Genomic DNA, 25,899 nt, shown 5'->3' on the forward strand with positions numbered 1-25,899 from the left:
CGCCATGAAAAAGCTCATCGCCACCCTCCTCGTACCGGCCCTCGCGCTGGGCCTTGCCTCGTGCAATCGCTCGGAAGAAGACCGCAACCGCATCACGCTAGCGCTGTCCACGCAGACCAACCCCTTCTTCGTCGAACTGCGCCACGGCGCGCAGGATAAGGCCAAGGAACTCGGCGTTCCGCTCGATATCCAAGACGCCTCCGATGACCCCGCCCAGCAGGTCAATCAGCTGGGCAATGCCACCTCGATGGGCGCCAAGGTCGTCGTGGTCAACCCCACCGATTCCGATGCCGTGGCCCCGGCCGTGCGCGGCATCAAAAATGACGGCGTGCCCGTCATCGGCGTGGACCGCGACGTCAACGGCGTAGAACTGGATTCCATGGTGGCCTCCGATAACGTCGCCGGTGGCGCGCAGGCGGCGGATAAGCTCGCCGAGGCCATCGGGGAAAAGGGCGATATCCTCATCCTGCAGGGCACCGCTGGTACCTCCGCCTCGCGCGAGCGCGGTAAGGGCTTTGAAGAGCAGATTGCGAAGTATGGGGATATTCGGGTCGTCGGCAAGCAATCGGCGAATTTCGACCGCACGGAAGGCCTCAACGTCGCCACCAACCTGCTGCAGGCCAATCCTGATATTAAGGCCATCTTTGCAGAGAACGATGAAATGGCGCTCGGCGCGGTCGAAGCTTTGGGGGCGCGGGCCGGCTCTGAGGTCAAGGTGGTGGCTTTTGACGGCACCTTCGATGGCCTCAAGGCGGTCAAAGATGGCAAGCTAGAAGCTACCATCGCCCAACAGCCCGCAGAGCTCGGTGCCCGCGCCATCGAACAAGCCGCAGCGCTCCTGCACGGTGGCGCGGCGGAGAAGAACGTCCCCGTCGAGGTCATCACCGTCACCCGCGACAATGTGGAGGATTTCCAATGAGCAAGCTAACCGTCGTCGGTTCCATCAATGCCGATCTCATCGTGCACGCCGAGCGCCACCCGCAACCCGGCGAGACCCTACTGGGCTCTGGCGGCGACATCTTGGCCGGGGGCAAAGGCGCTAACCAGGCTGTCGCGGCCGCACAGCTGGGCGCCACTGTGGCCTTCGTGGGCGCGGTCGGCTCCGATCCCTATGCCGAGCCTGCCATGCACTACATGCGCACCTCCGGCATCGATCTCGGCGCTGTGGAGCAGGCCGATACCAATACCGGCCTCGCCGTCATTACTGTCTCGGCCGATGGCGAGAACACCATCGTCATCTCCCCCGGTGCCAACGCGCTTGTCGACGCCCCCTTTGTCTCCTCCCGCGCCTCCACTATCGCCGATGCCGATGTAGTCCTCCTCCAGGGCGAAATCCCCGCCTCCGGTTTCCAGGCCGCGGTCGAGGCGGCCCAAGGCCGAGTGGTGGTCAACCTCGCGCCCGTGGTCAAGGTCGACCGCGACTCGCTTCTGCAGGCCGATCCCCTACTAGCCAATGAACACGAGGCCGGGCTCATCTTGGACCAGCTCGGGCTGCCTTCTGAGGGCGCCCCGCGCGAGCTCGCCCACCGCCTAGTAGAGTCCGGCTTCCGGTCCGTCGTGCTGACTCTCGGCGCTCACGGCGCCTACGTAGCCACCCCGGATAGCGGCACGGATATCCCCACCCCGCGCGTGACCGCCGTGGATACCACCGGCGCCGGCGATGCCTTCGCAGGTGCCTTCTGCGCCCAGCTCCTCACCGGTGCCTCGCTTGTCGATGCCGCCACTTTCGCCGCCCGCGTCGGCGCCTTCGCCGCCACCGGCAACGGCGCGCAACCGTCCTACCCCACCACCGAATCCGCCCTGCCGGAGGTCACCGATGCGTAAGTCCGGCCTCCTCAATCCCGCGCTCACCAGCGCCGTCGCACGCCTCGGGCACACCGATACCTTTGTCATCGCTGATTGCGGCCTTCCCATCCCCCACGATGTGCCCGTCATCGACCTCACGCTTACCTTCGGCATCCCCACCTTTGCCGATACCCTGGCCACCCTCCTTGAGGAGGTCGTGGTCGAAGCCGGGACCATCGCCGATACCACCCCGCCCGAAGTGCGCTCCCTGCTTCCCGCGATCCCGCTTACCGAAGTCTCCCATGATGACCTCAAGCGCGAGGTCGCCCGCGCCTCCTTCGTCGTGCGTACCGGTTCCACCACGCCGTTTGCCAATGTCATCCTGCGCTCCGGCGTGCCCTTCTAGCATTCGTCGACGCTACAGCGCGGAAGACCAGACTTCTTCCTCGCCCTACCCCATTTGAAGCAATTCCCCGCCCGAAAGTTTAAGGCGCTCTCTCCTCCACCCCACTGGATGCACCAGTACACAACAAGCACGTCTTGCCGAAAACCTCCACGGTTGTGGCTAAAACGTGCTTGCCTCATTCACCCCTGTTCCGGAGGGCTACTCTCCCAGCAGCTTGTCGCGCAGGTTCTTATCCTTCTGCTCGACCTCTTCGGCCATGCGCTTTTGGTAATCCACCATCTTGTCTTGGATGGCGGGATCGCCAGCGCCGAGGATGCGCGCAGCAAGCAGGCCAGCGTTTTTTGCACCGCCGATGGAGACGGTGGCAACCGGCACGCCACTAGGCATCTGCACGATGGATAGGAGGGAGTCGAGGCCATCGAGATCCTTCAGTGCGCGGGGGATGCCGATGACCGGCAGCGGCGTGGCGGCAGCGATCATTCCTGGAAGATGCGCAGCACCGCCGGCGCAGGCGATAATCGCCTTCAGCCCGCGGGTATGGGCTTCTTTCGCATAAGCCAGCATCTTTTCCGGGGTGCGGTGGGCGCTGACCACGCCGACCTCGAAGGGGATGCCGAAGTCCGCGAGGACCTGAGCGGCGGGTTCAACGGTGGGCCAATCGGAATCGGAGCCCATGATGATGCCTACGTGCGGTTGCATAATGTCCTTTCTACAGACAGGAATTTAAGCCCATTCGGCGTGCACGAGGAAGTGTGCGGCCTGGCGGGCAATGGTCAGGGTCTCGTCGGTACCTTCACCAGTGACGTTGACGTGGCCAATCTTGCGGCCAGGGCGGTGTTCCTTGCCATAGAGGTGCATCTTGGCCTGCGGATAGCGCTCCATGACTTCCCTGACGCGCTCCGGCATAGGCATAGCGGGATCCTCGTCGGCACCTAGGACATTGGCCATCACGGTCACGGGTGCAAGCGTGTCGACTGCGCCCAAGGGGAGGTCGAGCACGGCGCGCAAGTGCTGCTCAAACTGCGAGGTGACACAGCCATCCTGGGTCCAGTGGCCGGTGTTATGCGGGCGCATGGCCAGTTCGTTGACGGAAATATCCTCGCCCGCGGGGCCATCGAAGGCAAAAAGTTCGACGGCCAGCACGCCGGTCACGCCGAGGGACTCGGCGATGGTGAGACCCAACTCGGAAGCGCGCTGGGCAAGTTCCGGTGCGAGACCGGGGGCGGGAGCGATAGCCTCGGCACAAATACCGTTTTCCTGGCGGGACTGGGTAATCGGCCACACCTTAGCCTCGCCGGAAGGGCGACGGGTAACGAGGATGGAAAGCTCGCGGGTAAGTTCTACCTTTTCCTCTGCCATCAGCGGGGTTCCGGCCTCGAGTAACTCGGAGACCAGCTCAAAGCAATTATCGGCGGTGGGGAACCATACGCCCTTGCCGTCGTATCCACCGCGGCGTGCCTTGAGACACACGCGGCCATCGACAGCGTCGAAAAAGGCGCGGGCATCGGCCACCGAGTCAATGGCGGCAAAGCGCGGCACGGGAGCGCCCAGCGCGGCGAGCTTTTCGCGCATCTTGAGCTTATCCTGCGCGTAGATAAGAGCGGTGGGCTGGGGCTGGACGTTAAATCCGGCGTCGATAAGCGCGGCGGAGTGCTCGTTGGGCACATGCTCATGCTCGAAGGTAATGGCATCCGCGCCCTCTGCCACGCCGCGCAGCTCCTCCAAGGAGGTGTAATCCCCCAGCACCACGTCCGGGGTGATCTGCGCGGCGGAGGAATCCGGCTTGCTAGCCAGAATCCGCAGGTGAATATCGAGTTCCGCGGCGGCCGGCTGCATCATGCGGGCCAGCTGGCCGTCGCCACAAACAGTTACAATAGGCTTTAAGTCACTCACGTCCCCCAATACTAGCTTGGATACTATGTTCACTCGCCATACCATCTTCCAAAACTCACTCATGACCGCTTTACTGGACGGCATTTATGACGGCGAAATGACCATTTCGGAACTGCTAGGCAAGGGCAACTTCGGCCTCGGCACCTTTGATGGCTTGGACGGGGAGATGATCATTTTGGATGGCACCTGCTACCAGCTGCGTGGCGATGGCTCCGCGCAGATTGCAGACCTAGACCAGCGCACCCCCTACGCGGTGGCCACGAATTTTGTCCCGCGCATTACTGCCGACGCCCCCGCGGGCCTACGCCGCGATCAGCTCTCCGCGTTCATCGATGAGCTCGAGCCCTCCGCTAACTACATGTACGCGGTGCGCATCGCGGGCACGTTCAAGGAGGTGACCACCCGCACGGTGGTCAAACAGGAAAAGCCCTACCCGCCAATGTCCGAGGCCGTTGGCGGCGACAAGGAGCTGCATTTTAAGGACGTCGAGGGCATCATCGGCGGCTTCCGCACCCCCGTGTATGAAAAGGGAATCTCGGTACCGGGCTGCCACGTGCACTTTATCGACGCCGCCCGCACCTCCGGCGGCCACGTGCTGGACTACGTAGTGGATAAGGCAACGATTGAGCTCTGCCCCGCCTCCGACCTAGAACTGCGCCTGCCGCTGACACAGGAATTCAGCCGCGCCAACCTCTCCCCCGAGGATCTGGATAGCCAGCTGCACACCACCGAGGTTAAAACCAAGGGCGATCATTGATAATCTCTGCCACGCGCTTGGGCTTGGCCACATTGGGAAAATACATCGCCCGGTCCCAGCCGTGAATCGCTAGGGACACCCCGCCCCGGCGCTTGCGGGCGCCGCGGATATCCTGCAGCGGAATCGAATCGATATTGCGGCCCTCGCGTGCGATGACGCGCCTATTAGTCACGATGAAGCGCTTGCGGCGAGCCTTATAAAGGGGAATGACAAAGCGCCAGATTCCCAGCAGCGCCCACACCGCGACGAGGCCATTGCGCAGCATCGGATCTACCGCTTGGACATCGCACCAGCCGATGGCAATCCACAGCAGGCCGGTGATGAGGATGAGCTCGAGGAAGGGGAAAATCAGCGCGCGAAACGGCGCGGAGACATCCGCGCGCTTGACCTCACCTTGGCCCATCTTCATTAGTCCCATAGCTATGGATGCTACCTTGCGTGTCTACTGTAGTGGTTTACTGCTGCGGACGCAGGTGCGTGACATCGCCTGCGGAGTAGTACTCGCCGGCGACCATGATGCGGCCGTCCTCGCCGATTTCATCGACGTGACCGGTGACATCGCCAGACGGGGTCTCCAAGCGCACCTCTTGGCCAAGCGAGGAGCAGACCGCACGGTAATCGCGCAGGAGCTGCGGATCTTGGTTCTCCCACTGCGCGATGCGGCGGCGCAGGTTCTTCAACACGGTAATGGCCAGCTCGGTGCGGTCAGTATCACGGCCTTCGAGCTCGAGCGAGGTGGCCTTTTCAATAGGTAGGTCCTCACGAGTCAGGGTGACATTGATGCCCATGCCTACGACGACGCGCGCAGAAGGTGCGGCACTACCTACGGCCTTATTGACCTCTGCTTTGTTGACTTCAGCTTTATTAACCTCAGCCTTATTAACCTCGGCCTTGCCTACCTCCACCTTGGTGAGCTCGGTCTTCGGCGCGGCTTTGAAAGCTTGGCCCACGGGACCGGCCTCAGCAAGGATGCCGCACAGTTTATTGCCGTCGATATGCACGTCGTTTGGCCATTTGAGCACGGTGCCCTCGATCGAATCGGTCACCGCAAGTCCCGCGGCCAGCGGCAAGGTACCCAAGTGCTCGAGGGATTCCGGCAGCAAGAGCACGGAGAAGATTACCTGGGAGCCGGCCGGCGCGGTCCAAGTGCGGCCGAGGCGGCCCTTGCCGGAAAGTTGTTCGTCGGCAAGTAGCACGGTGCCATCCGCAACGTTGGTGGCCTGCATCAAATCGGTATTGGTGGAGCCGGTCTTTTCCACGAAATCGATGGTGGTGAAATCGTCCGCCAGCGCTGTGCGAATGCGTTCCAAATCAAGAGCAGTCATAAGCTTCAAGGATACCGGCCACCAATGGTGCTAGTGTGTTGCGCATGGCAAAGGTCACTTTTGAAAAGGTCAACATCACCTACCCCGGTGCGAGCGCGTCCACGGTAAAGGACTTGGACCTCGATATCGCGGACGGCGAATTTCTGGTACTCGTTGGCCCTTCGGGTTGCGGCAAGTCCACCACGCTGCGCGCCTTGGCGGGTCTGGAACCTACATCCAGCGGCCGCATCACCATCGATGGCAAGGATGTGACCAACCTGGAACCGGGCGATCGCGATATCGCTATGGTTTTCCAGAACTATGCCCTCTATCCGCACCTGACGGTGGAGGAAAACATGGGCTTTGCATTGAAGCTCGCGAAGCTCCCCAAGTCCGAGATCAAAGCCAAGGTACACCAGGCGGCGGAAACGCTCGGCCTGACCGAGTACCTCAAGCGCAAGCCGAAAGATCTTTCGGGCGGCCAGCGTCAGCGAGTGGCCATGGGTCGGGCCATTGTGCGCGAGCCGAAGGCTTTCCTCATGGATGAGCCGCTATCCAACCTGGATGCCAAGTTGCGCGTGCAGACCCGCGCGGAGTTGGCCAGCCTGCAGCAGCGCCTGGGCACGACGACCGTGTATGTCACCCACGACCAGGTGGAAGCTATGACCATGGGCGACCGCGTGGCGGTACTCAAGGACGGCGAGCTGCAGCAGGTAGCCCCGCCGCGAGAGCTTTATGACGCCCCCGCGAACGAATTCGTCGCCGGTTTCATCGGCTCGCCAGCCATGAATATCTTTGACTACAACGGTGGCCGCGTAGGTGTGCGCCCAGAAAAGATGTTTATCAATAAGGGACCGGTGGGCTTCCAAGGCGTCGTAGACATCGTGGAAGAGCTGGGCGCCGAGTCTTATGTCTACGTCACCGTGGGCGAAAACCGCTTTGTTGCTCGCGCCGAAGGTACCTCGCCACAGCGCGGCGAGGAGGTCGTACTGACTTTCAATCCACGCGAGGCCCACCGCTTCGATCCAGAAACGGGCCGCCGCATCGCGCAGGACTAGGCCCGCGAAGGGCGCTGGGCTACTGCGCCGCAGGTACGTAGTCCAACCTCCCGCCGCCCCTTTACTACCCCCATTTAGAGTTAAATAGGCCAAAATTATCCACCTTTTGGTTTCCGTATTTTAGGTTTAAAGAACCGAAAGTTTTCCGAAAGGTGAATTCCATGAAGAAATTCCTGCTTCGCACCACCGTTGCGACTACCGCAGTTTTGGCACTGGCCGGCTGCTCTTCTTCCTCCTCCGATTCCGCTGCGGGCGGTTCCTCCGAGGGCGGCGCGGATGCGCGCGGCCCCATCACCTTTGCCATGGGCAAAAATGACACGGACAAGGTGACCCCCATCATCGAAAAGTGGAACGAGCAGCACCCAGACGAGAAGGTCACCCTCAAGGAGCTGGCCGGTGAGGCCGACGCCCAGCGCGAAACCCTGGTGCAGTCTCTGCAGGCGGGTAGCGATGACTACGATGTCATGGCGCTGGATGTGGTGTGGACCGCGGAGTTCGCCGCCAATCAGTGGCTCCAGCCGCTCAATGGTGACTTTGAAACCAATACGGATGAGCTCTTGCCGGCTACCGTGGAGTCCGCCACCTATAACGACGTGCTCTACGCCCTGCCGCAAAACACCAACGGACAGCTGCTTTTCCGCAATACCGAGCTCGCAGATAAGGCACCAGAGAAGTTTGCGGATCTTAAGTCCGCGTGCGAGGCACTGGATAAGGGCAAGGACTGCCTGACCACCCAGTTCAAGCAGTACGAGGGCCTAGCGCTCAACACCGCTGACTTTATGGAAGGCTGGGGCGGCTCCGTCCTGGATAAGGACGGCAACGTGACCGTGGATTCCCAGGAGGCCAAGGACGGCCTGCAGGCCATGGTGGATGCCTACAAGGAGGAGACCATTTCCAAGGACTCCACCGCCGCCACCGAGGAGGAAACCAATATGGCCTTCACCGAAGGCAAGACCGCCTTCGCCATGAACTGGCCATACATGTACTCCAATGCGGTGGATGCCGGCATCGACGTCGAGGTCCAGGCCCCACTGGGTAAGGACGGCGTAGGCGTTTCCACGCTGGGTGGCTATAACAACGGCATCAATATCAACTCCAAGAATAAGGGCACTGCGCTCGACTTCATGAAGTTCATCATCAACGAGGACAACCAGAAGTCTTTTGCGGAGCAGTCCTTCCCGCCGGTCTTGGCTTCCATCTACGATGACCCGCAGCTGCAGCAGGAATTCCCGTACCTGCCGGCACTCAAGGAATCTCTGGAGAACGCGGCACCGCGTCCGGTTTCCCCGTTCTACTCGGCGATTTCTAAGGCCATCCAAGACAATGCCTACGCCGCATTGACGGATGGCAAGTCTGTCGATGATGCCACCGCCGATATGAAGGCGGCCATCGAATCGGCTTCCCAGGGCTAATCGCCCAATCCGGGTGAGGTAGGCGGACACCCCGCTGCCTCACCCTTTGTGGTTTTCACTCCCCTAATGGGGATAGAATCTAGCCAATACTTAGGATTTCTTGAACAGAAAGGCGGTCCAGCGTGGCTATAGCTTCGCCGACTGCGTCCAAGGGGGCGCTGAAGGGGGCGTCGGCAAGCGCGCCGAAGCCCCAGCGCAAGAATTATGGGCGCGTGGCCGGGCTGATTGCTCCGGCGCTCATCGTGCTCGCCGTCATCATCGGCTACCCCATCATCCGCGCCATTGTCCTGTCCTTCCAAGGCAATAGGCAGCTCAACCCGCAAACGGGGCTTTTTGAGGAGGGCGGCTTTGCCGGGCTGGAAAATTACCTGTACTGGATTAATAACCGGTGTGTTTCCGGCACTGGCCAGATTTCTACCTGCCCGCCGGGCGTTATCGCCACGGACTTTTGGCCGGCGGTTAAAATCACGCTCTTTTTCACCATCGTTACCGTGCTACTGGAGACCATCCTGGGCATGCTGATGGCGCTCATTATGAATGGCGAGTACCGCGGCCGCGGCCTGGTACGCGCTGCGGTACTTATTCCCTGGGCCATTCCTACGGCCGTCACAGCCAAGCTATGGCAATTCATGTTCGCCCCGGAGGGCATCATCAACTCGCTACTCGGTGCGAACATTGCCTGGACCACGGATCCCTTCTACGCTCGCCTAGCTGTCATCATCGCGGACGTATGGAAGACAGCACCATTTATGGCGCTGCTCATCCTGGCTGGCCTGCAGATGATTCCGAAAGACGTCTACGATGCCGCTCGCGTGGACGGCGCCAACCGTATCCAGACTTTCTTCCGCATCACCCTCCCGCTGGTGCGCCCAGCACTCATGGTGGCGGTGCTCTTCCGTACGCTAGACGCTCTGCGCATGTATGACCTCCCGGTCATCATGATTTCTAGCTCCTCCAACTCCCCCACCGCGACCATTTCCCAGCTGGTGGTAGAGGATATGCGTCAAGGCAACTTCAACTCCGCCTCCGCGCTTTCCACCCTTATTTTCCTCCTCATCTTCGTCGTCGCCTTTATCCTCATCCGCTTCCTTGGCGCGGATGTCTCCGGCAGGAAGGCAGCTAAATAATGCGTAAATTCGGACACTACGCCGGCATCATTTTCATCATGTTCTGGGGGCTGGCGCCCTTTTACTGGATGCTGGTGACGGCGCTGCGGGACCAGCGATTCACCTTCGATACCACCCCGTGGCCCACCCACGTCACGCTGGATAATTTCCGCGATGCCTTGGCTACCGATAAGGGAAATGACTTCCTTGCCGCACTCGGTAACTCACTGCTCATCTCACTGATTACCACCGCAGTGGCCGTGCTCATCGGCGTCTTTACCGCCTATGCGCTCTCCCGTTATGACTTCCCTGGTAAGGGAATCGTCACCGGCATTATCCTGGCCGCCTCCATGTTCCCGGCCATTGCCTTGGTCACCCCACTCTTCCAGCTCTTTGGCAACCTGGAGTGGATTGGTACCTACCGCGCGATGATCATCCCTAATATTTCCTTCGCGCTACCGCTTACGGTTTATACACTGCTGAGCTTCTTCCGCCAGCTGCCCTGGGAACTGGAGGAAGCAGCCCGGGTGGATGGTGCCTCGCGCTCCCAGGCTTTCCGCTTGGTGCTATTGCCGTTGGCGGCGCCGGCACTATTTACCACCGCGATCATCGCCTTTATCACCACGTGGAATGAGTTCATGCTGGCCAAGCAGCTTTCCACTACCGATACCGAACCGGTGACCGTGGCCATTGCGCGCTTCTCCGGCCCGTCCGCTTTCGAGTACCCCTATGCCGCGACCATGGCCGCCGGCGCATTGGTGACCATCCCACTGGTCATCATGGTGCTCATCTTCCAGCACCGCATCGTCGCCGGCCTGACTGCTGGTGGTGTCAAGGCCTAATGCGCCGGGCCATGCTGTGGGATACCGCGCTGGGCTTCCTTGGTTTCTTTAGCGTCCTCGCGGTTATCCAGGCCATCATCAACCTCTTTCAAGACTCCCCCGCCATCTGGCCCGGTCTCGTGGCCGGAGTACTGTGCCTTCTTACCTACCTAACCTGGCGGGCTAAAAGAAAGGACCTTTCATGAGCTGGTACCACAATGCCATCTTCTACCAGGCCCTCGTCGGCTCGTTTAAGGCCGATGGCGATAAAGAGGTAGGCACGCTGCGCGGGGTCATCGATAAGCTGGACTACCTCCAGTGGCTCGGCGTGGACTGCCTGTGGCTCTCGCCGTTTTATGCCAGCCCCTTGCGCGATGATGGCTACGATATCGCGGACTACTACTCCATCCATCCGGATTACGGCACGATGGAAGACTTTGAAGAGCTCATTGCGGAGCTGCACCGCCGCGGCATGCGCATCATGACGGACTTAGCGCTCAACCACACCAGCTCCGATCACCCATGGTTCCAAGCCTCTCGCACGGATCCCACTGGCCCTTATGGCAATTTCTATGTCTGGGGTGATGACCCGGAGCGCTACCCCGAAATCCGCGTCATTTTCACTGACGTGGAGACTTCCAACTGGACCTGGGACGAAAAGCGCGGCCAGTACTACTTCCACCGCTTTTACTCCCACCAGCCGGATTTGAACTACGATAACCCGGCCGTGCAGGAGGAAGTATTCAAAATTTTGTCCTTCTGGATGGACAAGGGCTTGGACGGCTTGCGCCTCGATGCCATTGCTTATCTCTTTGAGCGCGATGGTGTAGGCGGCGAGTCCCTGCCGGAAACAATTGAGTTTGTGGAAAAGATTCGCTCCTTCATGGACGCACACTACCCGGATGCGGTGCTCATCGCCGAGGCCAATCAGCCGCCGGCCGAGACCATGCAGTTCTACGGCAAGGGCGAGCGCTTCCACATGGTCTTCAACTTCCCGGTTATGCCGCGGTTGTACCAAGCATTGGCGCTTGGCGACGCAACCCCGGTCTACTCCATCCTCGACGAACTGCCCCAGCTTCCGGAAGGCTGCCAATGGGGTACCTTCCTGCGCAATCACGATGAGCTCACCCTGGAGATGGTGGACGATGACGTGCGCGAGCTGATGTATGAAGCTTTCCTCCCCGATGATGAAATGCGCGCCCATGTGGGCATTGCCCGCCGGTTAATGCCGCTGATGAACGGCGATCGCCGCAAGGTGGAGCTCATGTTCTCGCTGCTGATGACCCTGCCGGGCGCACCGTTTATCTACTACGGCGATGAGATTGGCATGCTCGATGACACCACGCTCCCGGACCGCTATGCGGTGCGCACCCCAATGCAGTGGGACGATTCCGAGCACTCTGGTTTCAGCACCAACGCACCTTCCCGCCTTCCGGTTGTGGGAGGTACCTCCGTGGCCGCCCAGCTTGATGACGCCACCTCGTTGCTCAACACTGTCCGTTCCATGATTGCCGAGCGCCACGCCCATCCGGATCTCGGCACCGCTCCGTGCGAACCAGTAGAGACGGGCGAGGAAGCCGTCCTTGGCTACCAACGCGGCGATCTGCTGTGCCTGCACAACTTCAGCGATCGCTCCATCGACCTAGGCCCGGTAGAGCTCGGGCCGTACGGCTACGCCTGGCTGCTGGCCTAAGCCTTAGCGCGCAGCCGCAGCCCCCTCTCCTACCGGCGCACTACGCAACCCACAGAGAAAAGCGCCCTCTCGGTCCTTATGGATAGAGAGGGCGCTTAATAGTTGTGGTGGCCTAGTTCCACTCAGGCGCGTCTTCGAGGCGCAGCTCGGAGTAGCGCGCTTCTGGCACAGAAGCCGAGTATGGCTTGCCCTGGGCTTCCCACTGCTGGTCAGAGTTGCAGCGCACGTCCTGACCATCAGTGTCGAGCATGGTAAAGCCCCACACCAGTTTGCCCTGCGAGTTCGCAGGCAGAGTGTACGGACCAACCACCTGGTTTAGTTTCCAATGCTGCTCGCTGACGTAGTTGAAGCCATAGGTCTTGGTCAGCACCTTGGCCAGATCGCCGGTACCTTCAATAGATCCGGAGACCTCGATGGTCTGAGTGCGGGCTTTGGTGACGGTGTGCTTGACCGGTACTTCCTCAGCGTTGCGATTAGCCACGCTGGTGGCATCAGTCTGCTTGAACCAACGTCGCTTTGCAGTGACGTAGGTGCCGTTTTCACCCGGCGTCGAGCAGTGCGTGCCCGGCTTGTAATCGTCGTTCCAACGCTGGGGCAGCTCAAAGTCCCCACCGAAATCAGCAGCGTGGGCAACAGGAGCAGCCACCAAGCTCAGCGACGCGAGGGCGCTAGCGATGGACTTCTTGATCACGTTTAGCCCCAATCGTTGTTATCGCGAGTGGAGACTTCGACGTGACGTTCCTTAGGCAGGGAAGCCGTGAAGGTGCCACCGTTGGGCTGCCACTTGTGGTCGGAGCCACACACGGTCTTCTGGCCCTCGAAGTCAGAGACAACCCAACCCGCACGCAGAACGGCGGTCTTGCCCGGAGCGATGTCATAAGGGCCGACCTGCTCGCCAACCTCATAGGACTGGCTGTCGGTGTAGCTGGAGGAGAAGGTGAAATTGATAAGATCCAACAGCTTAAAGTCGACGCCAGCAGACACGTTCCAAGTCTTGGTCTTAGTCTCCTTGATAGAGCGGGTAACAGGCAGCGGCTCATCATTGTAATTGGACACGGTCCAGGAACCGGCGGAACCATCGAAGTAGGTGCGCTTGATGTCAACGGTCTGGCCGGTGTCACCCGGGTTGGAGCAACGCTCACCGATGGTGGTCGGGTTAGCCGGACCCAAGTCGCGCTGCGGCAGGGCGTTAGCGGCCGGAGCGAAGATGAGGCCGGAAGCAACGGCGAGAGCCGCGGTAGTAGAAGCAATCTTGGACTTGAACATGGAACTTTCTCCTTGTGTAGGTGTGGTGGGATTTAGTAGATGGTCTGGGTCGGAACAGGCAGGTCGCGGAATTCGTCCGGAGTGACGTCCTCGGTGCGGGTATTGCCGGCCTTATCGGTGATCTTGGCCTCAGCCCAGAAGCCGCTCGGGGCGGAGGTCTGCTTGTAGTTAGAGGTGAGGTCGTAGTTTCCGCTCTTGCCGCAGTGAATCTCGCGATAGTTGATGCGGGTCATGGTGGTGCCATATTCCACACGTACACGCTCGCCTGGCTTGAGGTTGACATGCTTGAGCTCGGTGCCGACCGGCATGTAGGCACGCTTTACGGCACCGACGGACTCCAGCCAGCCCTTCGGAATATCGCCGCGGTTGCCCTGCCAGTTGGTGTATGGGGCGTGCTCGGCGCCAACGACGAAGTCAGTGACCGGTGCAAACTCGTAGTCACCCTCGGACCAGTTGAGGAAGTCCGTGGAGTAGCCAGCCTTGCGGTAGGTCGGCTTTACCGCGGTGATGTCCAGCGGGTACCAAGAGGTATCGCCGGCTTCACACTTATCGCCTTCCTTTGGCCAGGATGGATCGCGCTGCATGTCCGCAGACGGCTGCATGATCTCATCCTTCTTCGGATCGGCGATCTTCTCTAGGCTCGGGCCCGATACAGAGGTGTAGTTACCCTCGATCGGCTTGGAGTTTGCACCTGGGGAACGGGATGGAATTTCCATGGCCAGGTCGGACACGGAGCCGTCTGCCTTGATGATGTAGGCAAAGGCGTAGCGCTCGGCCGGGCCCTTACCGCGGATGACATTTGCGCCTGGGATGTTTTCCAAGCGGTCATCGTTGCAGCCTACGAACATGGAGATGAAGTCCTTTTCAATGACGCCGTATTCGACGCGGAAGGACTCACCCGGCTTCAGCTTCACAGGGCCGAAGGTTTCTTTATCGCGCCAGCCGTTGGTCATCTTCAGACCGATATCGGACTTAGCGGTGGTGTCCCAACCGGAAGGCAGCTTTGCCTTGGAATTGGCGTCAATCTCGTGATTGGTACCAGTTTCTACCTCGGCGGAGTAGGGCACTTCTTGGTTGGTGGTGTTTTTGAACTGCAGGGTGCCGTCGCTCATGTAGCGGCGGCCGGTTTCTGCAAAGCGCCATTCGCGCTCTGCATTATCGCCGGCGGCACTGCAGCTCTTATAGAGGTTGGAAATGGGATATGCCTGCGGCATCGGGGGAACATCTCCCGCGTGTGCCACTGGCGTGAAGAGAGCCGCTACGGCGAGCGGTGCGAGCAAACGCAGTCCCTTTTTAATCACCAGAAGACCGTCCTTAATAGATCGTTAAAAATCAGGGGAAACATTCATGAAGACTCAGATAATCATAAGGGCTTACAGGACTCACATCAATAGTTGAATGAAAATCTTTCTTCTTCCTTCACCCGCCTTGAGGTGCGATAATCAGCGCTCACCTGCCTAGCACTGCAGGATACTTACAATAGACTCTACCCCCAGATTAGGGCCCTATGACTTGCTTCCTTTCAACAAACTCCCAGGTTTTATGCACCGCACACACTGTGGTGGCATTTGACACACAACCGTTTTCCACTCCGCGTCCCCGCAGCGTTCCATTCCGCATTGAGCGGGGTGCCCTAGTAGTGTGGGGGCCTATGACTGACCTGAAAACCACCGCCGGCAAGATCGAGGACCTGGACGCTAAGCTCGCCGAGTCCCGCGCGCCGCTGGGAGAAGGCGAGCCGGCCGCCCGCACCCGCGTGACGCAGCTGCTCGATGAGGGCTCCTTCGTAGAAACGGATGCGCTGGCCCGCCACCGCTCGACCGATTTCGGTCGCGAGCATGACCGCCCCTATACCGATGGTGTGGTCACCGGTTACGGCTCTATCGACGGCCGCCGCGTGTGCGTCTTTAGCCAGGACGGCGAAATCTTCGATGGCACGATGGGTGAGGTTTATGCCGAAAAGCTCACCAAGATTTATGACCTCGCCATCAAGACCGGCGTGCCCATCATCGGCATCTATGAATCCACTGGCCCGCGTGTGCAAGAGGGCATCGTCACCATGGCCGGATATGCCCGCCTTATGGCGCGTGTCTCCCAGGCTTCGGGTCTCATCCCGCAGATTTCCGTTGTCGCGGGCAATACCAGCGGTATCGCTGCTTTCGCACCCACGTTTGCCGATGTCCTCGTAGTCACCCAAGGCACCGCTCTCCACCAGGCCGCCAGCCACGTGGCCGGTGCGGAGCCAGAGACCTTTGGCGGCGCCGCAGCCCACGCAGAGTCCGGCACCGCTCACCTGGTGGCCAGCGACGACAAGCAGGCTTTGTCCCTCGTGCGCGACGTTTTGGCTTACTTCCCCGCCAATAACCGGGCCGAGGCGCCGCGAGTGGAAGCCGGTAGCGTCGCAGACTTTGATTTGAACGCCGTCATCCCAGATACGGCTGCGCAGGCCTATGACATGAGCGATGTCATCCAGGCTGTCGTCGATGAAGGCTCCTTCTTCGAGTTATCCGCCGAGGCCGCACAAAACATCCTTACCGGATTTGCCTACATCGATGGCCGCGCCGTCGGCATCGTTGCCAACCAGCCGCTGGCGCTGGCCGGCGCCCTAGATTCCGCCGCCGCAGAAAAGGCCGCACGCTTCGTGCGTACCTGCGATGCCTTCAATACCCCCATTGTGGAATTCGTGGACTCCCCAGGCTTTGTGCCTACCCCGGAAGAGGAAAAGGCCGGTCTGCTGCGCAGGGCGTCGAAGTTTGCCTATGCGCAGGCTGAAGCGAGCGTCGGCAAGCTCACTGTGATCACCCGCAAGGCTATTGGCCCGGCCTACGTATTTATGGGTGCCAAAGACCTCGGCGCGGATTTGGTCTACGCGTGGCCCACCGCGGAAATTGCCGTCACCCAGGCCTCCCAAGCTTCCCTGGCCATCTATGGCTCGGAGGACAAGGAAGAGGAGATGGACGAGCTCTTCTTACACCCATATGCCGCAGCGGAGCGCGGGCTGGCCGATAATGTTATCGAGCCAACGGCAACCCGCCACTACCTGGTAGAAGGCCTGCGCCTGCTAGAGCGCAAGGCCGTAGCCCAGGTACCGAAGAAGCACGGAACCGTTTAGGAGGGTACATGTCTGCACCTGAAATCAAGGTAGTCAAGGGCAATCCCACCGAGGACGAACTCGCGGCCCTGCGCACCGTATTGGCCCAGATGAGTGCAAAGCACTCGGGCGCTACCGGCGAGCGCAATGAATGGGGCAACCCTGCCGAGCGCTTCGAGCGCTTTGGCGCGCAGCGCGTCTACAACCCCTCCGCCTTCCATACCGTGCGGTACTTCTAATGCGGCTTATCCTTGCCTCCCAATCACCCTCGCGCGCGTCTATCCTGCGCGGCGCGGGCGTGGAGCCCGTTTTAGAGCCGGCCGATATAGACGAGCGCTCCCTCGAAGCCTCGCTCGCGGGCCACCCACCGGCCGATATCGTGGCGGCCTTAGCCTCCGCCAAGGCCGAAAAGGTGGCCGAGCGCTACCCCACCGAGCCCGTCATCGGCGGCGATTCCATGCTGCTGCTCGACGGCGAGCTACAAGGCAAGCCCCATACCGAGGAAGCCACCATCGAGCGCTGGCACCAGCAAGCCGGCCGCACAGCCGAGCTGCTTACCGGCCACTGCCTCATCTTTGGCAATAAACGCCATGTGGAAACATCCACCACCACGGTGCACTTTGCCCAGGCCAGCGAGGCCGATATCGCAGCATATGCCCACTCCGGCGAGCCTCTCCACTGCGCCGGTGCCTTCACCTTGGAAGCAATGGGCGGCTGGTTCATTGACCGCATCGAAGGCGATCCTTCCTCCGTTATCGGGCTATCGCTGCCGGTGGTGCGCCGCGCGCTCTATGCCTTTGATCTGAACGTCTCCGATTTCTGGTAGCAGAGCGCCGGCGTCGCTACAGTGGGGTGGCATGGAAATGAAAGACATGCTTGCCCCGAAGCCCATTGAGCTGCCGGCCGATCCCGGCGCAGAGTCCACCTCGGATCTGGCCGCTGGCATCGTTGCCCACCCCGATTCCCCGCTGCTGTGGGCGCTCCTAGCGGAGCAGGAACTCAACCAGCAGGAGGGCTCTGAACCGTCCGCTTTCATCACCGCCTACGCCTACGCGCGCACGGGCTACCACCGCAGCCTCGACCGCCTGCGTGGTAATGGTTGGAAGGGTTGGGGCCCTGTCCCCTTCTCCCATGAGCCGAACCAGGGTGTCCTGCGCGCCATCGCCGCACTCGGCCACGCCGCCAAGGCCATCGGCGAGGACGACGAATACGACCGCATTCGCCAGATGCTTTCCGACGCCGACCCAGAGTCCGTCGCCACCCTCCTCGACTAATCCTGGAGTTCCCGTATGCCTGCCGTGACACCGCGCTGCCTACGCCGCTTCTCTGCCACCGTATTGCTCACTGTTTCCGTGCCGCTCGCGCTGAGCGGCTGCGGTGCTCAGGAGGATTCTTCTTCCTCCCATCAGCCGGTCTTTTCCAGCCAAGCACCTGCCGAAGATGATTCCGACGGCTGGGACGATGCAGCTTCCGCAGCAGCCCCCTCCCCGTCTGAGTCCACCGATAAGGGTGAGAAGTCAGCCACGCAGCAGCAGGATAAGAGCGAGGACAGCGAGTGCACGGAGCTCCCCAACGATCCGCGCAAGGTCTACGCCTCTGGCACGGCACCTGGGCGCATGCCCGCCGATGATGGCAGCGATTTCAATTACTGGATCGCCGATATCGATAACTCCTATGACCCGTGCTCGACGATTAGCTGGATCATCTTCCGCGGCTCAATGGGTGATGTGAACGGTCCGGCAGGCACCGGCGCATCGATTGCTGATGGGCTAGCCCTCTATGTCAACGGTGCCCCGGTAAAGGACATGTCCGTCTTTGACAAGGTAGAGAGCATCACCCCAGTCTCAGATAGCGAGGTCGATTTCACGTGGGGAGAGCGCAGCCGCTCAACCGCGGAGGGCATTACCGCCCACCACACCGTGCGCCTGCAGGCACAGGGCGATTCCCTCGAACCGGTATCCGGCGAAGTCGAGGAATTCAACAAAATGTGGGTTGACCTTCCCAGCTACCAGCTGGGCACCTACGACTAACTTTTAGGCCGGCATTTAATCGCCTGGGCCTGCAATACAATGCTAGTCCATCTTGTCCAGGATGTCGCCGGTGTTTTGCGCAATGCGCACGTTAGCCACCTTGGCTTCCAGGAATAGCCTGATAGCGACCATGATTGCGTAGTAGATGACAGTGCTCAGTACCGCTAGGAAGATGAACGCAAAGATGCTTCCGAAGATGGCGGACGCGGAATCTTCCTGAATGCCATAAATGCCCATGCCGGTGGCGAAGAAGAAGGCACCAAGAAGGTGAAGGATCCACATGATGCCACCAAGAATCATGGCGACCTTGTAGATTTCCTTCACATGGGTGAGGGTCAGGAAGTGCTTAAACTCGAACTCAAAGAGCCCGCCCAATAGGCCGTCTTTCTTGCCCAAGCCCTTGAGGGTGTCACTCATCTGGCTCTTCTTATCACCAAGAGTCTGGCCGGAATCGGCAGAAGCTTCACCTGCTGGCGGGAACTGTCCGAATCCCTGGTTCGTGTTCTGCTGCTGGGTGTAACCGCCGAAAACCGGCTGATCGTGAGCGGACTGGGCGGAACCGAATTGGTTGCCGTTCACAGCAGCATCCGACGACGCCGCATCCGTAAATGGATTATGCGCACGGGAGGCAGCTCCCTCGCCTGGGGTGGAGGACTTCGAGGAGGCCCAGAAGTCAGAGGACTTGCCCTCCGCGCTCGGCTGCGGGGAGGAAAGAGCACTCGAATTTTCAGACTCATCAGGCTGATCGGTGTGGCCGAAAGACTTCGTCTCCTTGGCATCAGTAGAGCCGAATTCCTTGGTCTTGTTCACCTCGGAGGCGCCGGTGACCCCAGCGCTTTTCGCCGCGTCCTCGGCGCGGTGCTGCGGGGTCTCGGAAAAATCGCGCGGAGAAAAATCCTTCGGGAAGCCGTCGGAGTTGAAATCATTATCAGCCATAATCTGGTCCTTATAAAATGCTTTAGGGGATGGTAGGAAAAGGCCCCACGGTCACCCGTGGGGCCACTTGGCAGAATACAGCGTGCGCTAGGCGTTCGCGTCCTGAACGCGACGCATCGCCTCGGCGGCGACCTTTTCTTGGATACCCATGTCCAGCTCGGAGGTAAAGCCAACGCAGGAGCAGTTGATTTCGCCGAGAACGTAGGTGTCGGTGCCATCGGGGGCATCGTCAAGCATGAAGTCCGCGGTCCAGATCAAAGGAACATCCTTGGTATCGCCGAGCTTCTCTGCGATAACGGGGCGAGCCTTCTCGAACATCTCCAACAGTTCCGGCCAGGATTCCGGCTTATCGTAGGTGTACTTTGCGCCGGAGAAGAGCGTGGCAGAGAAGTTGTCGCCGCCTTCCGCTGGCTTCTTGTGCACGATGAATACCGGCTCATCCCCCACGAGGAGAATACGGATTTCACCTTCCACAATGCGCGGCATAAAGCGCATGTCCACCAGCATGCCGTTATCGCCCTCAATGTACTGGTCACAGAAATCCATGAAGGCGCCCAGCTTATAGTCATGGGTCTGGTTGTCTACTGCCTCGGTGCACTTCAGGGCGGTGTCAAGCGGGAGCGCGGTGCCCGGTTCCACGGATTGGGCAAGCTCCTGGTCCGCGAGGCGCACGCGCCAGATGCCCTCACCGGTGGAACCGCGGTTTTGCTTGAGCACCCGCTCACCATAAGACAGCGAGGTGGGGAAAGTATTATGCAGCTCTTCTACCTCGTAGTACGCGGCGGTATCGTCCGGCACCAGCGGGGTGTCATTGAGCTTGACCAGCGCATCTTTGGCGCCGTAGGCCATCATGTCCGCCGGAGTGGACATGCCTACCAGGCCGGCGTCTGCCAGCTTGGTGAGCAATTCGAAGTAGCCCTTCTCGCCACCGGGGATATTGCCTGGGTTCACGCGAGAGATATAAGCATCAAAGTTTTCAGAAACCTGGGCGTAGATCTCTTCCGCCTTGTCTGGGTGGAAGTAGATAACCTCAGCTTCCCAGCCCTGTTCCTTGATCGCATTGACGATCGGCATGGTGTCCTTACGGTGACCATCTGCGCCTTTATCGGAGCCGCCCTCTACCTCAAATACAACGATTGCCTTGTGCACTAGCAATTCCCTTCTTAGGTGGTGTTCATAGCACGTTGTCGCACCATATCCGTAGTTTATCCCAGCTTTACCTCCCCCGCGCGGCCAACTGCCCCCTCTGCCTAACCCCGCCGGCCGGCGCCCCTATTTCCCCGGCCGAGCCCTGTATCGCACACCACAGGAATGATCCCCGAGTGATCACCACGGGAAAATTCGGGTTAAAGTGGTGGGAGCGAAATACTAACCCTTATCGGAAAGGCAGGCGGACAGTGGCTGACGTTGATCCCTATCCCCCATTTCAGGAATACGCACACCCCGAGCGCCTCGTGTCTGCACCGTGGCTGTCCGCACGCCTAGGCGTCAAGGGCCTGCGCGTCATTGAGGTCGATGAAGACTCACTCCTCTATGACATTGGCCACATCCCCACCGCCACCCGCATCAACTTCCGCACGGAACTACTGAGCCCACTTACTCGCGATTTCATCGATGGCAAAGAGTTCACTGCTTTGATGCGGGACAAGGGCATTAATGCCGACGATACGATTGTCCTGTATGGCGATAAGTCCAATTGGTGGGCCGCCTACGCCCTGTGGGTATTTACCCTCTTTGGCCACAAGGATGTTCGCCTGCTCGATGGTGGCCGCAATGCCTGGATGGCCGAGGAACGCGATACTTCCTTCATGGTGCCGGACTTCCCCGCATCCGAATACCCCGAGGTAAGCCGCGATGATTCCGTCCTGCGTGCCTTCGTAGACCAGGTGCGCGAGTCCGAAGGAGCGCTCGTGGATACCCGCTCCCCAGAGGAGTTTGCGGGCGAGGCCACCGAGCACGATCCCAATGGCGATTCCGCCTACGGCACCACCATGCGCCACGGCCACATCCCGGGCGCCATCAACCTCGAGTGGGACCGTTCCATCTATCCCAACTCCTGCTTCCGTTCGGCCGAGGAGCTCAAGGTTAATTACGGAATGTTGGAGCCTGAATCTACAACGATTCTCTACTCCCACGTGGGCGCACAGGCCGCACACACCTGGTTTGTGTTGACGCATCTTTTGGGATTCACAAAGACGCAGGTCTACGATGGTTCGTGGTCTGAGTGGGGTAATATGGTGAAAATGCCGATTGAGCGTTAACTTTTCGGTTTCGCCACATAAACCCATATCCGGCAGGGATGTGGGTTTATTTTTGCCCAAAAACATCCCCACTCGCGTGCGTGAAAATTAACTCATGCTTTTGTGTGCAAGAATAGATTGCGTATTCAACCTAATGTGTTCAGGAGGTTGCTGCCGTGGCAGTAGAAACCAAAAAGATCTCTAAGGTTCTCGTGGCGAACCGCGGTGAGATCGCCGTTCGCGTGATCCGCGCGGCCCGCGACGCTGGCATTGCCTCCGTCGCCGTCTACGCCGAGCCAGACGCCCAGGCACCTTTTGCCTCGCTTGCCGACGAAGCCTTTGCCCTCGGCGGCACCACTTCTGCCGAGTCCTACCTCGTCTTTGACAAGATTCTGGACGCCGCAGAAAAATCCGGCGCCGATGCCATCCACCCCGGCTATGGCTTCTTGTCTGAAAACGCCGACTTTGCCCAGGCCGTCATCGACGCCGGCCTGACTTGGATTGGCCCCTCTCCCGAGTCCATCCGTGACTTGGGAGATAAGGTTACCGCGCGGCACATCGCCGAGCGCGCCGAGGCCCCTATGGCCCCGGGTACTAAGGATCCGGTAGCCGGCGCCGATGAGGTGCAGTCCTTCGCCATGGAATACGGCCTGCCCGTAGCCATCAAGGCTGCCTTTGGCGGCGGCGGCCGCGGCATGAAGGTGGCCTGCTCCGCAGAGGAAATCCCCGATCTCTTTGAATCCGCTACCCGAGAGGCAACCTCCGCCTTCGGCCGCGGCGAGTGCTTCGTGGAGCGCTATCTAGACCGCGCCCGCCACGTGGAAGCCCAGGTACTGGCGGATAAGCACGGCAACGTAGTCGTCGTCGGCACGCGCGATTGTTCCCTGCAGCGCCGCTTCCAAAAGCTGGTCGAAGAAGCCCCGGCTCCTTTCCTCACCGAGGAGCAGCGCGCCTCCATTCACGAGTCCGCCAAGCGCATCTGCCGCGAGGCCGGCTACTACGGCGCAGGCACCGTGGAATACCTGGTGGGCGCCGATGGTCTCATTTCCTTCCTAGAGGTCAATACCCGCCTGCAGGTGGAACACCCAGTTTCCGAGGAAACTACCGGCCTCGATCTCGTGCGCGAGCAATTCCGTATCGCTGAGGGCCACGAGCTCTCGCTGAAGGAAGACCCCACCCCGCGCGGCCATGCCTTCGAGTTCCGCATCAACGGCGAGGATGCCGCGGCAAACTTCATGCCGGCGCCTGGCACCATCGTGAAATACTCCGAGCCGGCGGGTCCGGGTGTGCGCGTGGATTCCGGCGTCGTTCAGGGCTCGGTCATTGGCGGCCAATTCGATTCCATGCTGGCCAAGCTCATCGTCTGGGGCCCAGACCGCGAGACCGCGCTGCGCCGATCCGCCCGCGCCCTAGCCGAGTACAAGATTGAAGGCCTGCCCACCGTTATCCCGTTTGACCAGGCGATCGTTGCTGACCCAGCTTTCACCGCAGAAGACGGCAACTTCAGTGTCTACACCAAGTGGATTGAAGAGGAATGGGATAACCAGCTGCCCGCCCACGATGAGTCCACCGATGCCGAGGCTACAGAGGCAGAGCCATCCCAGGTACACACCGTGGAGATCGACGGCCGCCGCATTGAGGTCGCCCTGCCTGCTTCCTTTGGCATCAACGGCGCGCCACGTAAAAAGAAAAAGCGCAAGGGCTCCAGTACCAAGGCCGCCGTATCCGGCGATGCGGTTACCTCCCCAATGCAGGGTACGGTGATCAAGGTCAACGTAGAAGAAGGCCAGGAGGTTGCCGAGGGCGAGGTCCTCCTCGTGCTCGAGGCCATGAAGATGGAAAACCCCGTCAAGGCCCATAAGACCGGCACCGTTACCGGCCTAGCAGTAGAAGCAGGCGCTGCTACCACCAAGGGAAGCGTGCTACTGGAAATCAAATAGCACGCACCGCTAGCCTGGAAGAATGACTGCTTCTTCTCTCGGCGTGCGTTTGGCCAAGGAAGAGGACCGCGACTATCTCGCGGGCCTCTTCCCTTCTTATATCTCTGAGTGGTCCCCCATCGTGGATGGCGGGGTTATCGCCCTGCCCATGTCCGCGAATGAGGATCCCACCGTGGCTCCCCGCGGCGCCGCGCTCTTGCGCTACTACCCCGCCGCTGACAAAGGCCCAGCTTTCCTTGGCGATCCCTCGGCCCACCCGCTTGACGACGCCGCCTGGCTCACCCCCTTCGATCCCGAGGACATTCCCGAGCTCGCCGTTTCCAGCGATGACCCCGCCGCCCGCGAGTTGCTTATTGCCAACGCCATCGACCTCGCGGCAGAACAGACCGCTCCTGGTATCTCATCGGCCACACCCCTACCTGGCTTCGAGGAGCTTGCCCCAGGTAAATTCTTCCGCCGCTTTTAGCCCCCCTTGGGCCAGCCGCCTGTCTGCTAACCTAGCAACGATGTTGAAAATAGATGCAGACTACGGACATTCCGCCGCCTTGGGGCACTTAAACCGCAGGTTTGATGCCGGTCGCGTATACGGACTAAGAGGCCCCAACGGTGCCGGAAAATCTACGCTGCTACAGACTTTAAGCGGGGAGCTTTCCCCACTGGAAGGCACCGTTTCTATCGACGGCGCCGCACCCGGTAGCCCGGCGGCGGCCGGTTCCGTTATCTCCGTCGGGGACCCAGTCTTCCTCCCCGACCTCACCGTAGGTGAGCACTTTAGTTTGCTATCCCGCCGCACCGGCGTGGACTTTGCCGAGATCCACGAACTCTGGGCCCTCGACCAAGCCATCCTGAGTTCTGCAGTCAGCGATCTTTCCTCTGGCCAGCGCCAGCGCGTCTACCTCGCCGCCCAGCTCTATCAGCCTGCCAAAGCCCTGCTTATCGACGAACCCGAGCGCCACCTCGACCACACTTGGACCTCTTTCTTGGCCGAGGAGCTGCGGCACCTCGCAGCCGATGGCCGCTGTGTGGTGCTCGCTTCCCATTCCCACGTCATCTTCAATGCCTGCGACGAAGTGGTGGAGATCTCATGAAACTTCTTTCCACAGCCTCCTCAGCGATCTATTACGCCTTTATCGCGGCACTTATCGCGAGCGTCAGCGTCTACGCCTGGAACAATGCTGCAGCGCTTCTGCCTTCGCTAGCACAGCGCACGGCTGCCTCCTTCCCTGCCACCGCGACCACTGGCGCTGCGTTCGGCTCCCTCGCCCTCATCGTCCTCCTCGAGGCGCTCTATCCGCTGCGCAGCCTTTCGCTCGGGCGTTGGGTCTATGCGGATAGACCGCGGGGGCGCATGCGGGGCGTCGATAAGCTGTCCATTGCCCAGATCGCTGGGGTAAGCCTCCTCGGCCTAGCCCTGTGCACGTCACTGCACCTTCCGCTCTATGCGGCGATAGCCCTTCCTCTGCTGCGGTTTGTCATCGGCTGGCGGTCCTTCGATCTCGCCTCGCTCCTCCGCGCGGGCCGTACCCGTGCCATCGGCTCGTCCTCCTTTGGGCTACTGGATTCTGAGGTTTCTGCCGATGCCATCGCCTCCCAATCCGCACGCCTGTGCCCGTGTTCGCGTGCCACGGCTTCGCTCAGTCTCTTCTTTGCCCGGCGCCTGTATCGCAGGTGGTACATTCCGCTCGGTGCGGTCGCCGTCATGGGACTCACCCTAGGGCTAGCACCACAGCTTGGCAGTCTCGGGCTCATTGGATTCGCTACCGCATGGACCATTGTCGGTGCCGCTACCGGCCGCGCTGCCTCCTTCGGCCGCATCATCGATGGTGCCTGGCCCGACTGGGGACTGCCGCTGGCTGCTTCCGCAGGTGCTGCTGTTCTTGGCACGGCCTTCATCGCCGCCGTATGGAAGCTATCCCTGTTCACGCTCGCAGCGTGTTGTTTGGGCCTTACCTACGCCGCCTTTAAGCGCTCCCGCCCCGCACGCGTGACCACTATGAGCATCATCGACACCGGTGGCTTCGGTGCTTCATTCTCCCCCGAGGTCTTCAGTTACTTCCTGCGCGGTGGCTTCGGCATTGCGGCCATAGCTGTGATCCTCTTTTTCTAGTCGCCCTGCACTTTCCCCAGGTACGTCACTTCAATAAGTTGCACATACCTGGGG

At 60.4% G+C, this 25,899-nt stretch carries 29 protein-coding genes; 20 read left to right on the plus strand and 9 right to left on the minus strand.

Annotated elements, in window-relative coordinates; genetic code table 11:
• The first annotated feature begins 4 nt into the window (after nt 1-4).
• Genes QP971_RS08180 through rbsD form a run of 3 tightly spaced genes read left to right on the plus strand, consistent with a single transcriptional unit; the run spans nt 5 to nt 2,191 of the window.
• The gene (locus tag QP971_RS08180) at nt 5-919 is read left to right on the plus strand and encodes a substrate-binding domain-containing protein (RefSeq protein ID WP_049383661.1); all 915 of its coding nucleotides are present in this window, start codon (nt 5-7) and stop codon (nt 917-919) included.
• On the plus strand, nt 916-1,824 hold the full coding sequence (locus tag QP971_RS08185; RefSeq protein WP_284767880.1) for a ribokinase: 909 nt from the start codon (nt 916-918) through the stop codon (nt 1,822-1,824). The genes QP971_RS08180 and QP971_RS08185 overlap by 4 nt, the downstream gene beginning before the upstream one ends.
• Nucleotides 1,817-2,191 (plus strand): D-ribose pyranase, encoded by a 375-nt coding sequence (rbsD, locus tag QP971_RS08190; protein ID WP_284767879.1) that lies wholly within the window; start codon nt 1,817-1,819, stop codon nt 2,189-2,191. Before QP971_RS08185 ends, rbsD begins: the two co-directional genes overlap by 8 nt.
• A gap of 198 nt (nt 2,192-2,389) precedes the next feature.
• On the opposite strand, the gene purE is transcribed toward rbsD, so the two are convergent.
• Both purE and QP971_RS08200 read right to left on the minus strand, forming a co-directional pair.
• Nucleotides 2,390-2,890, minus strand: coding sequence for a 5-(carboxyamino)imidazole ribonucleotide mutase (gene purE, locus QP971_RS08195; protein WP_284788039.1), 501 nt, complete (start codon nt 2,888-2,890; stop codon nt 2,390-2,392).
• 24 nt (nt 2,891-2,914) lie between these two features.
• Entirely contained in the window at nt 2,915-4,030 is a 1,116-nt protein-coding gene (locus QP971_RS08200; protein ID WP_284811351.1) for a 5-(carboxyamino)imidazole ribonucleotide synthase, read from the minus strand.
• Between the two features lie 79 nt (nt 4,031-4,109).
• Here QP971_RS08200 and budA point away from each other — a divergent pair, with 79 nt between their 5' ends.
• A complete protein-coding gene (budA, locus tag QP971_RS08205) occupies nt 4,110-4,841 on the plus strand; it encodes an acetolactate decarboxylase (protein WP_284788041.1) in 732 nt (243 codons plus the stop codon).
• Here budA and QP971_RS08210 read toward each other — a convergent pair.
• Together QP971_RS08210 and QP971_RS08215 are read right to left on the minus strand one after the other, a co-directional pair.
• Nucleotides 4,819-5,259, minus strand: coding sequence for a hypothetical protein (locus QP971_RS08210; RefSeq protein WP_005326709.1), 441 nt, complete (start codon nt 5,257-5,259; stop codon nt 4,819-4,821). The genes budA and QP971_RS08210 overlap by 23 nt on opposite strands.
• A gap of 37 nt (nt 5,260-5,296) precedes the next feature.
• A complete protein-coding gene (locus QP971_RS08215) occupies nt 5,297-6,166 on the minus strand; it encodes a biotin--[acetyl-CoA-carboxylase] ligase (protein WP_239273401.1) in 870 nt (289 codons plus the stop codon).
• 44 nt (nt 6,167-6,210) lie between these two features.
• Here QP971_RS08215 and QP971_RS08220 point away from each other — a divergent pair, with 44 nt between their 5' ends.
• The 6 genes from QP971_RS08220 (at nt 6,211) to QP971_RS08245 (ending at nt 12,235) form a co-directional block, all read left to right on the plus strand.
• A complete protein-coding gene (locus QP971_RS08220; protein WP_284811339.1) occupies nt 6,211-7,203 on the plus strand; it encodes an ABC transporter ATP-binding protein in 993 nt (330 codons plus the stop codon).
• Nucleotides 7,204-7,364: 161 nt separating this feature from the next.
• On the plus strand, nt 7,365-8,615 hold the full coding sequence (locus QP971_RS08225; RefSeq protein WP_284788050.1) for an ABC transporter substrate-binding protein: 1,251 nt from the start codon (nt 7,365-7,367) through the stop codon (nt 8,613-8,615).
• A gap of 122 nt (nt 8,616-8,737) precedes the next feature.
• Nucleotides 8,738-9,742, plus strand: a complete 1,005-nt coding sequence (locus QP971_RS08230) for a carbohydrate ABC transporter permease (RefSeq protein ID WP_431831083.1) — start codon at nt 8,738-8,740, stop codon at nt 9,740-9,742.
• On the plus strand, nt 9,742-10,563 hold the full coding sequence (locus QP971_RS08235) for a carbohydrate ABC transporter permease (RefSeq protein WP_239273398.1): 822 nt from the start codon (nt 9,742-9,744) through the stop codon (nt 10,561-10,563). Before QP971_RS08230 ends, QP971_RS08235 begins: the two co-directional genes overlap by 1 nt.
• Nucleotides 10,563-10,748, plus strand: coding sequence for a hypothetical protein (locus QP971_RS08240; RefSeq protein ID WP_086587901.1), 186 nt, complete (start codon nt 10,563-10,565; stop codon nt 10,746-10,748). Before QP971_RS08235 ends, QP971_RS08240 begins: the two co-directional genes overlap by 1 nt.
• Nucleotides 10,745-12,235, plus strand: a complete 1,491-nt coding sequence (locus QP971_RS08245) for an alpha-amylase family protein (RefSeq protein ID WP_284811337.1) — start codon at nt 10,745-10,747, stop codon at nt 12,233-12,235. Before QP971_RS08240 ends, QP971_RS08245 begins: the two co-directional genes overlap by 4 nt.
• A gap of 112 nt (nt 12,236-12,347) precedes the next feature.
• On the opposite strand, the gene QP971_RS08250 is transcribed toward QP971_RS08245, so the two are convergent.
• From QP971_RS08250 to QP971_RS08260, 3 genes are read right to left on the minus strand one after another with little or no spacing between them, the layout of a single operon-like run.
• A complete protein-coding gene (locus tag QP971_RS08250; protein ID WP_284788055.1) occupies nt 12,348-12,926 on the minus strand; it encodes a hypothetical protein in 579 nt (192 codons plus the stop codon).
• A 2-nt stretch (nt 12,927-12,928) separates the two neighbouring features.
• Nucleotides 12,929-13,501: a hypothetical protein gene (locus QP971_RS08255; protein ID WP_284788058.1), complete on the minus strand. Its 573-nt coding sequence runs from the start codon at nt 13,499-13,501 to the stop codon at nt 12,929-12,931.
• Between the two features lie 32 nt (nt 13,502-13,533).
• Complete coding sequence (locus QP971_RS08260) at nt 13,534-14,802, minus strand: hypothetical protein (protein WP_284811335.1); 1,269 nt, start codon at nt 14,800-14,802, stop codon at nt 13,534-13,536.
• A gap of 350 nt (nt 14,803-15,152) precedes the next feature.
• Between QP971_RS08260 and QP971_RS08265 the strand changes: the two genes are divergently transcribed.
• From QP971_RS08265 to QP971_RS08285, 5 genes are read left to right on the plus strand one after another with little or no spacing between them, the layout of a single operon-like run.
• The gene (locus QP971_RS08265) at nt 15,153-16,613 is read left to right on the plus strand and encodes an acyl-CoA carboxylase subunit beta (RefSeq protein ID WP_284788063.1); all 1,461 of its coding nucleotides are present in this window, start codon (nt 15,153-15,155) and stop codon (nt 16,611-16,613) included.
• Between the two features lie 8 nt (nt 16,614-16,621).
• Nucleotides 16,622-16,831, plus strand: a complete 210-nt coding sequence (locus tag QP971_RS08270) for an acyl-CoA carboxylase subunit epsilon (protein WP_198492599.1) — start codon at nt 16,622-16,624, stop codon at nt 16,829-16,831.
• Nucleotides 16,831-17,418: a Maf family protein gene (locus QP971_RS08275; RefSeq protein WP_284811333.1), complete on the plus strand. Its 588-nt coding sequence runs from the start codon at nt 16,831-16,833 to the stop codon at nt 17,416-17,418. The genes QP971_RS08270 and QP971_RS08275 overlap by 1 nt, the downstream gene beginning before the upstream one ends.
• A 31-nt stretch (nt 17,419-17,449) precedes the next feature.
• Nucleotides 17,450-17,866: a DUF3151 domain-containing protein gene (locus QP971_RS08280; RefSeq protein ID WP_049377994.1), complete on the plus strand. Its 417-nt coding sequence runs from the start codon at nt 17,450-17,452 to the stop codon at nt 17,864-17,866.
• A gap of 15 nt (nt 17,867-17,881) precedes the next feature.
• Nucleotides 17,882-18,622: a hypothetical protein gene (locus QP971_RS08285; protein ID WP_284811331.1), complete on the plus strand. Its 741-nt coding sequence runs from the start codon at nt 17,882-17,884 to the stop codon at nt 18,620-18,622.
• 42 nt (nt 18,623-18,664) lie between these two features.
• On the opposite strand, the gene QP971_RS08290 is transcribed toward QP971_RS08285, so the two are convergent.
• Complete coding sequence (locus QP971_RS08290) at nt 18,665-19,558, minus strand: DUF4282 domain-containing protein (RefSeq protein ID WP_284811329.1); 894 nt, start codon at nt 19,556-19,558, stop codon at nt 18,665-18,667.
• Between the two features lie 87 nt (nt 19,559-19,645).
• A complete protein-coding gene (locus QP971_RS08295; RefSeq protein WP_239274378.1) occupies nt 19,646-20,707 on the minus strand; it encodes a Cj0069 family protein in 1,062 nt (353 codons plus the stop codon).
• 248 nt (nt 20,708-20,955) lie between these two features.
• Between QP971_RS08295 and QP971_RS08300 the strand changes: the two genes are divergently transcribed.
• The 5 genes from QP971_RS08300 (at nt 20,956) to QP971_RS08320 (ending at nt 25,845) form a co-directional block, all read left to right on the plus strand.
• The gene (locus tag QP971_RS08300; RefSeq protein WP_269954126.1) at nt 20,956-21,819 is read left to right on the plus strand and encodes a sulfurtransferase; all 864 of its coding nucleotides are present in this window, start codon (nt 20,956-20,958) and stop codon (nt 21,817-21,819) included.
• 155 nt (nt 21,820-21,974) lie between these two features.
• Nucleotides 21,975-23,738 carry an acetyl/propionyl/methylcrotonyl-CoA carboxylase subunit alpha gene (locus tag QP971_RS08305; protein ID WP_284811327.1) on the plus strand — a complete coding sequence of 588 codons (1,764 nt, stop codon included), beginning with the start codon at nt 21,975-21,977 and terminating at the stop codon, nt 23,736-23,738.
• A gap of 22 nt (nt 23,739-23,760) precedes the next feature.
• A complete protein-coding gene (locus QP971_RS08310) occupies nt 23,761-24,204 on the plus strand; it encodes a hypothetical protein (RefSeq protein ID WP_284811326.1) in 444 nt (147 codons plus the stop codon).
• Between the two features lie 40 nt (nt 24,205-24,244).
• Nucleotides 24,245-24,826, plus strand: coding sequence for an ABC transporter ATP-binding protein (locus QP971_RS08315; RefSeq protein WP_284788077.1), 582 nt, complete (start codon nt 24,245-24,247; stop codon nt 24,824-24,826).
• On the plus strand, nt 24,823-25,845 hold the full coding sequence (locus QP971_RS08320; RefSeq protein WP_284788078.1) for an ABC transporter permease: 1,023 nt from the start codon (nt 24,823-24,825) through the stop codon (nt 25,843-25,845). The genes QP971_RS08315 and QP971_RS08320 overlap by 4 nt, the downstream gene beginning before the upstream one ends.
• Nucleotides 25,846-25,899: the final 54 nt, after the last annotated feature.

This window comes from Corynebacterium marquesiae, from assembly GCF_030229635.1.
Taxonomy (GTDB): Bacteria; Actinomycetota; Actinomycetes; order Mycobacteriales; family Mycobacteriaceae; genus Corynebacterium; species Corynebacterium marquesiae.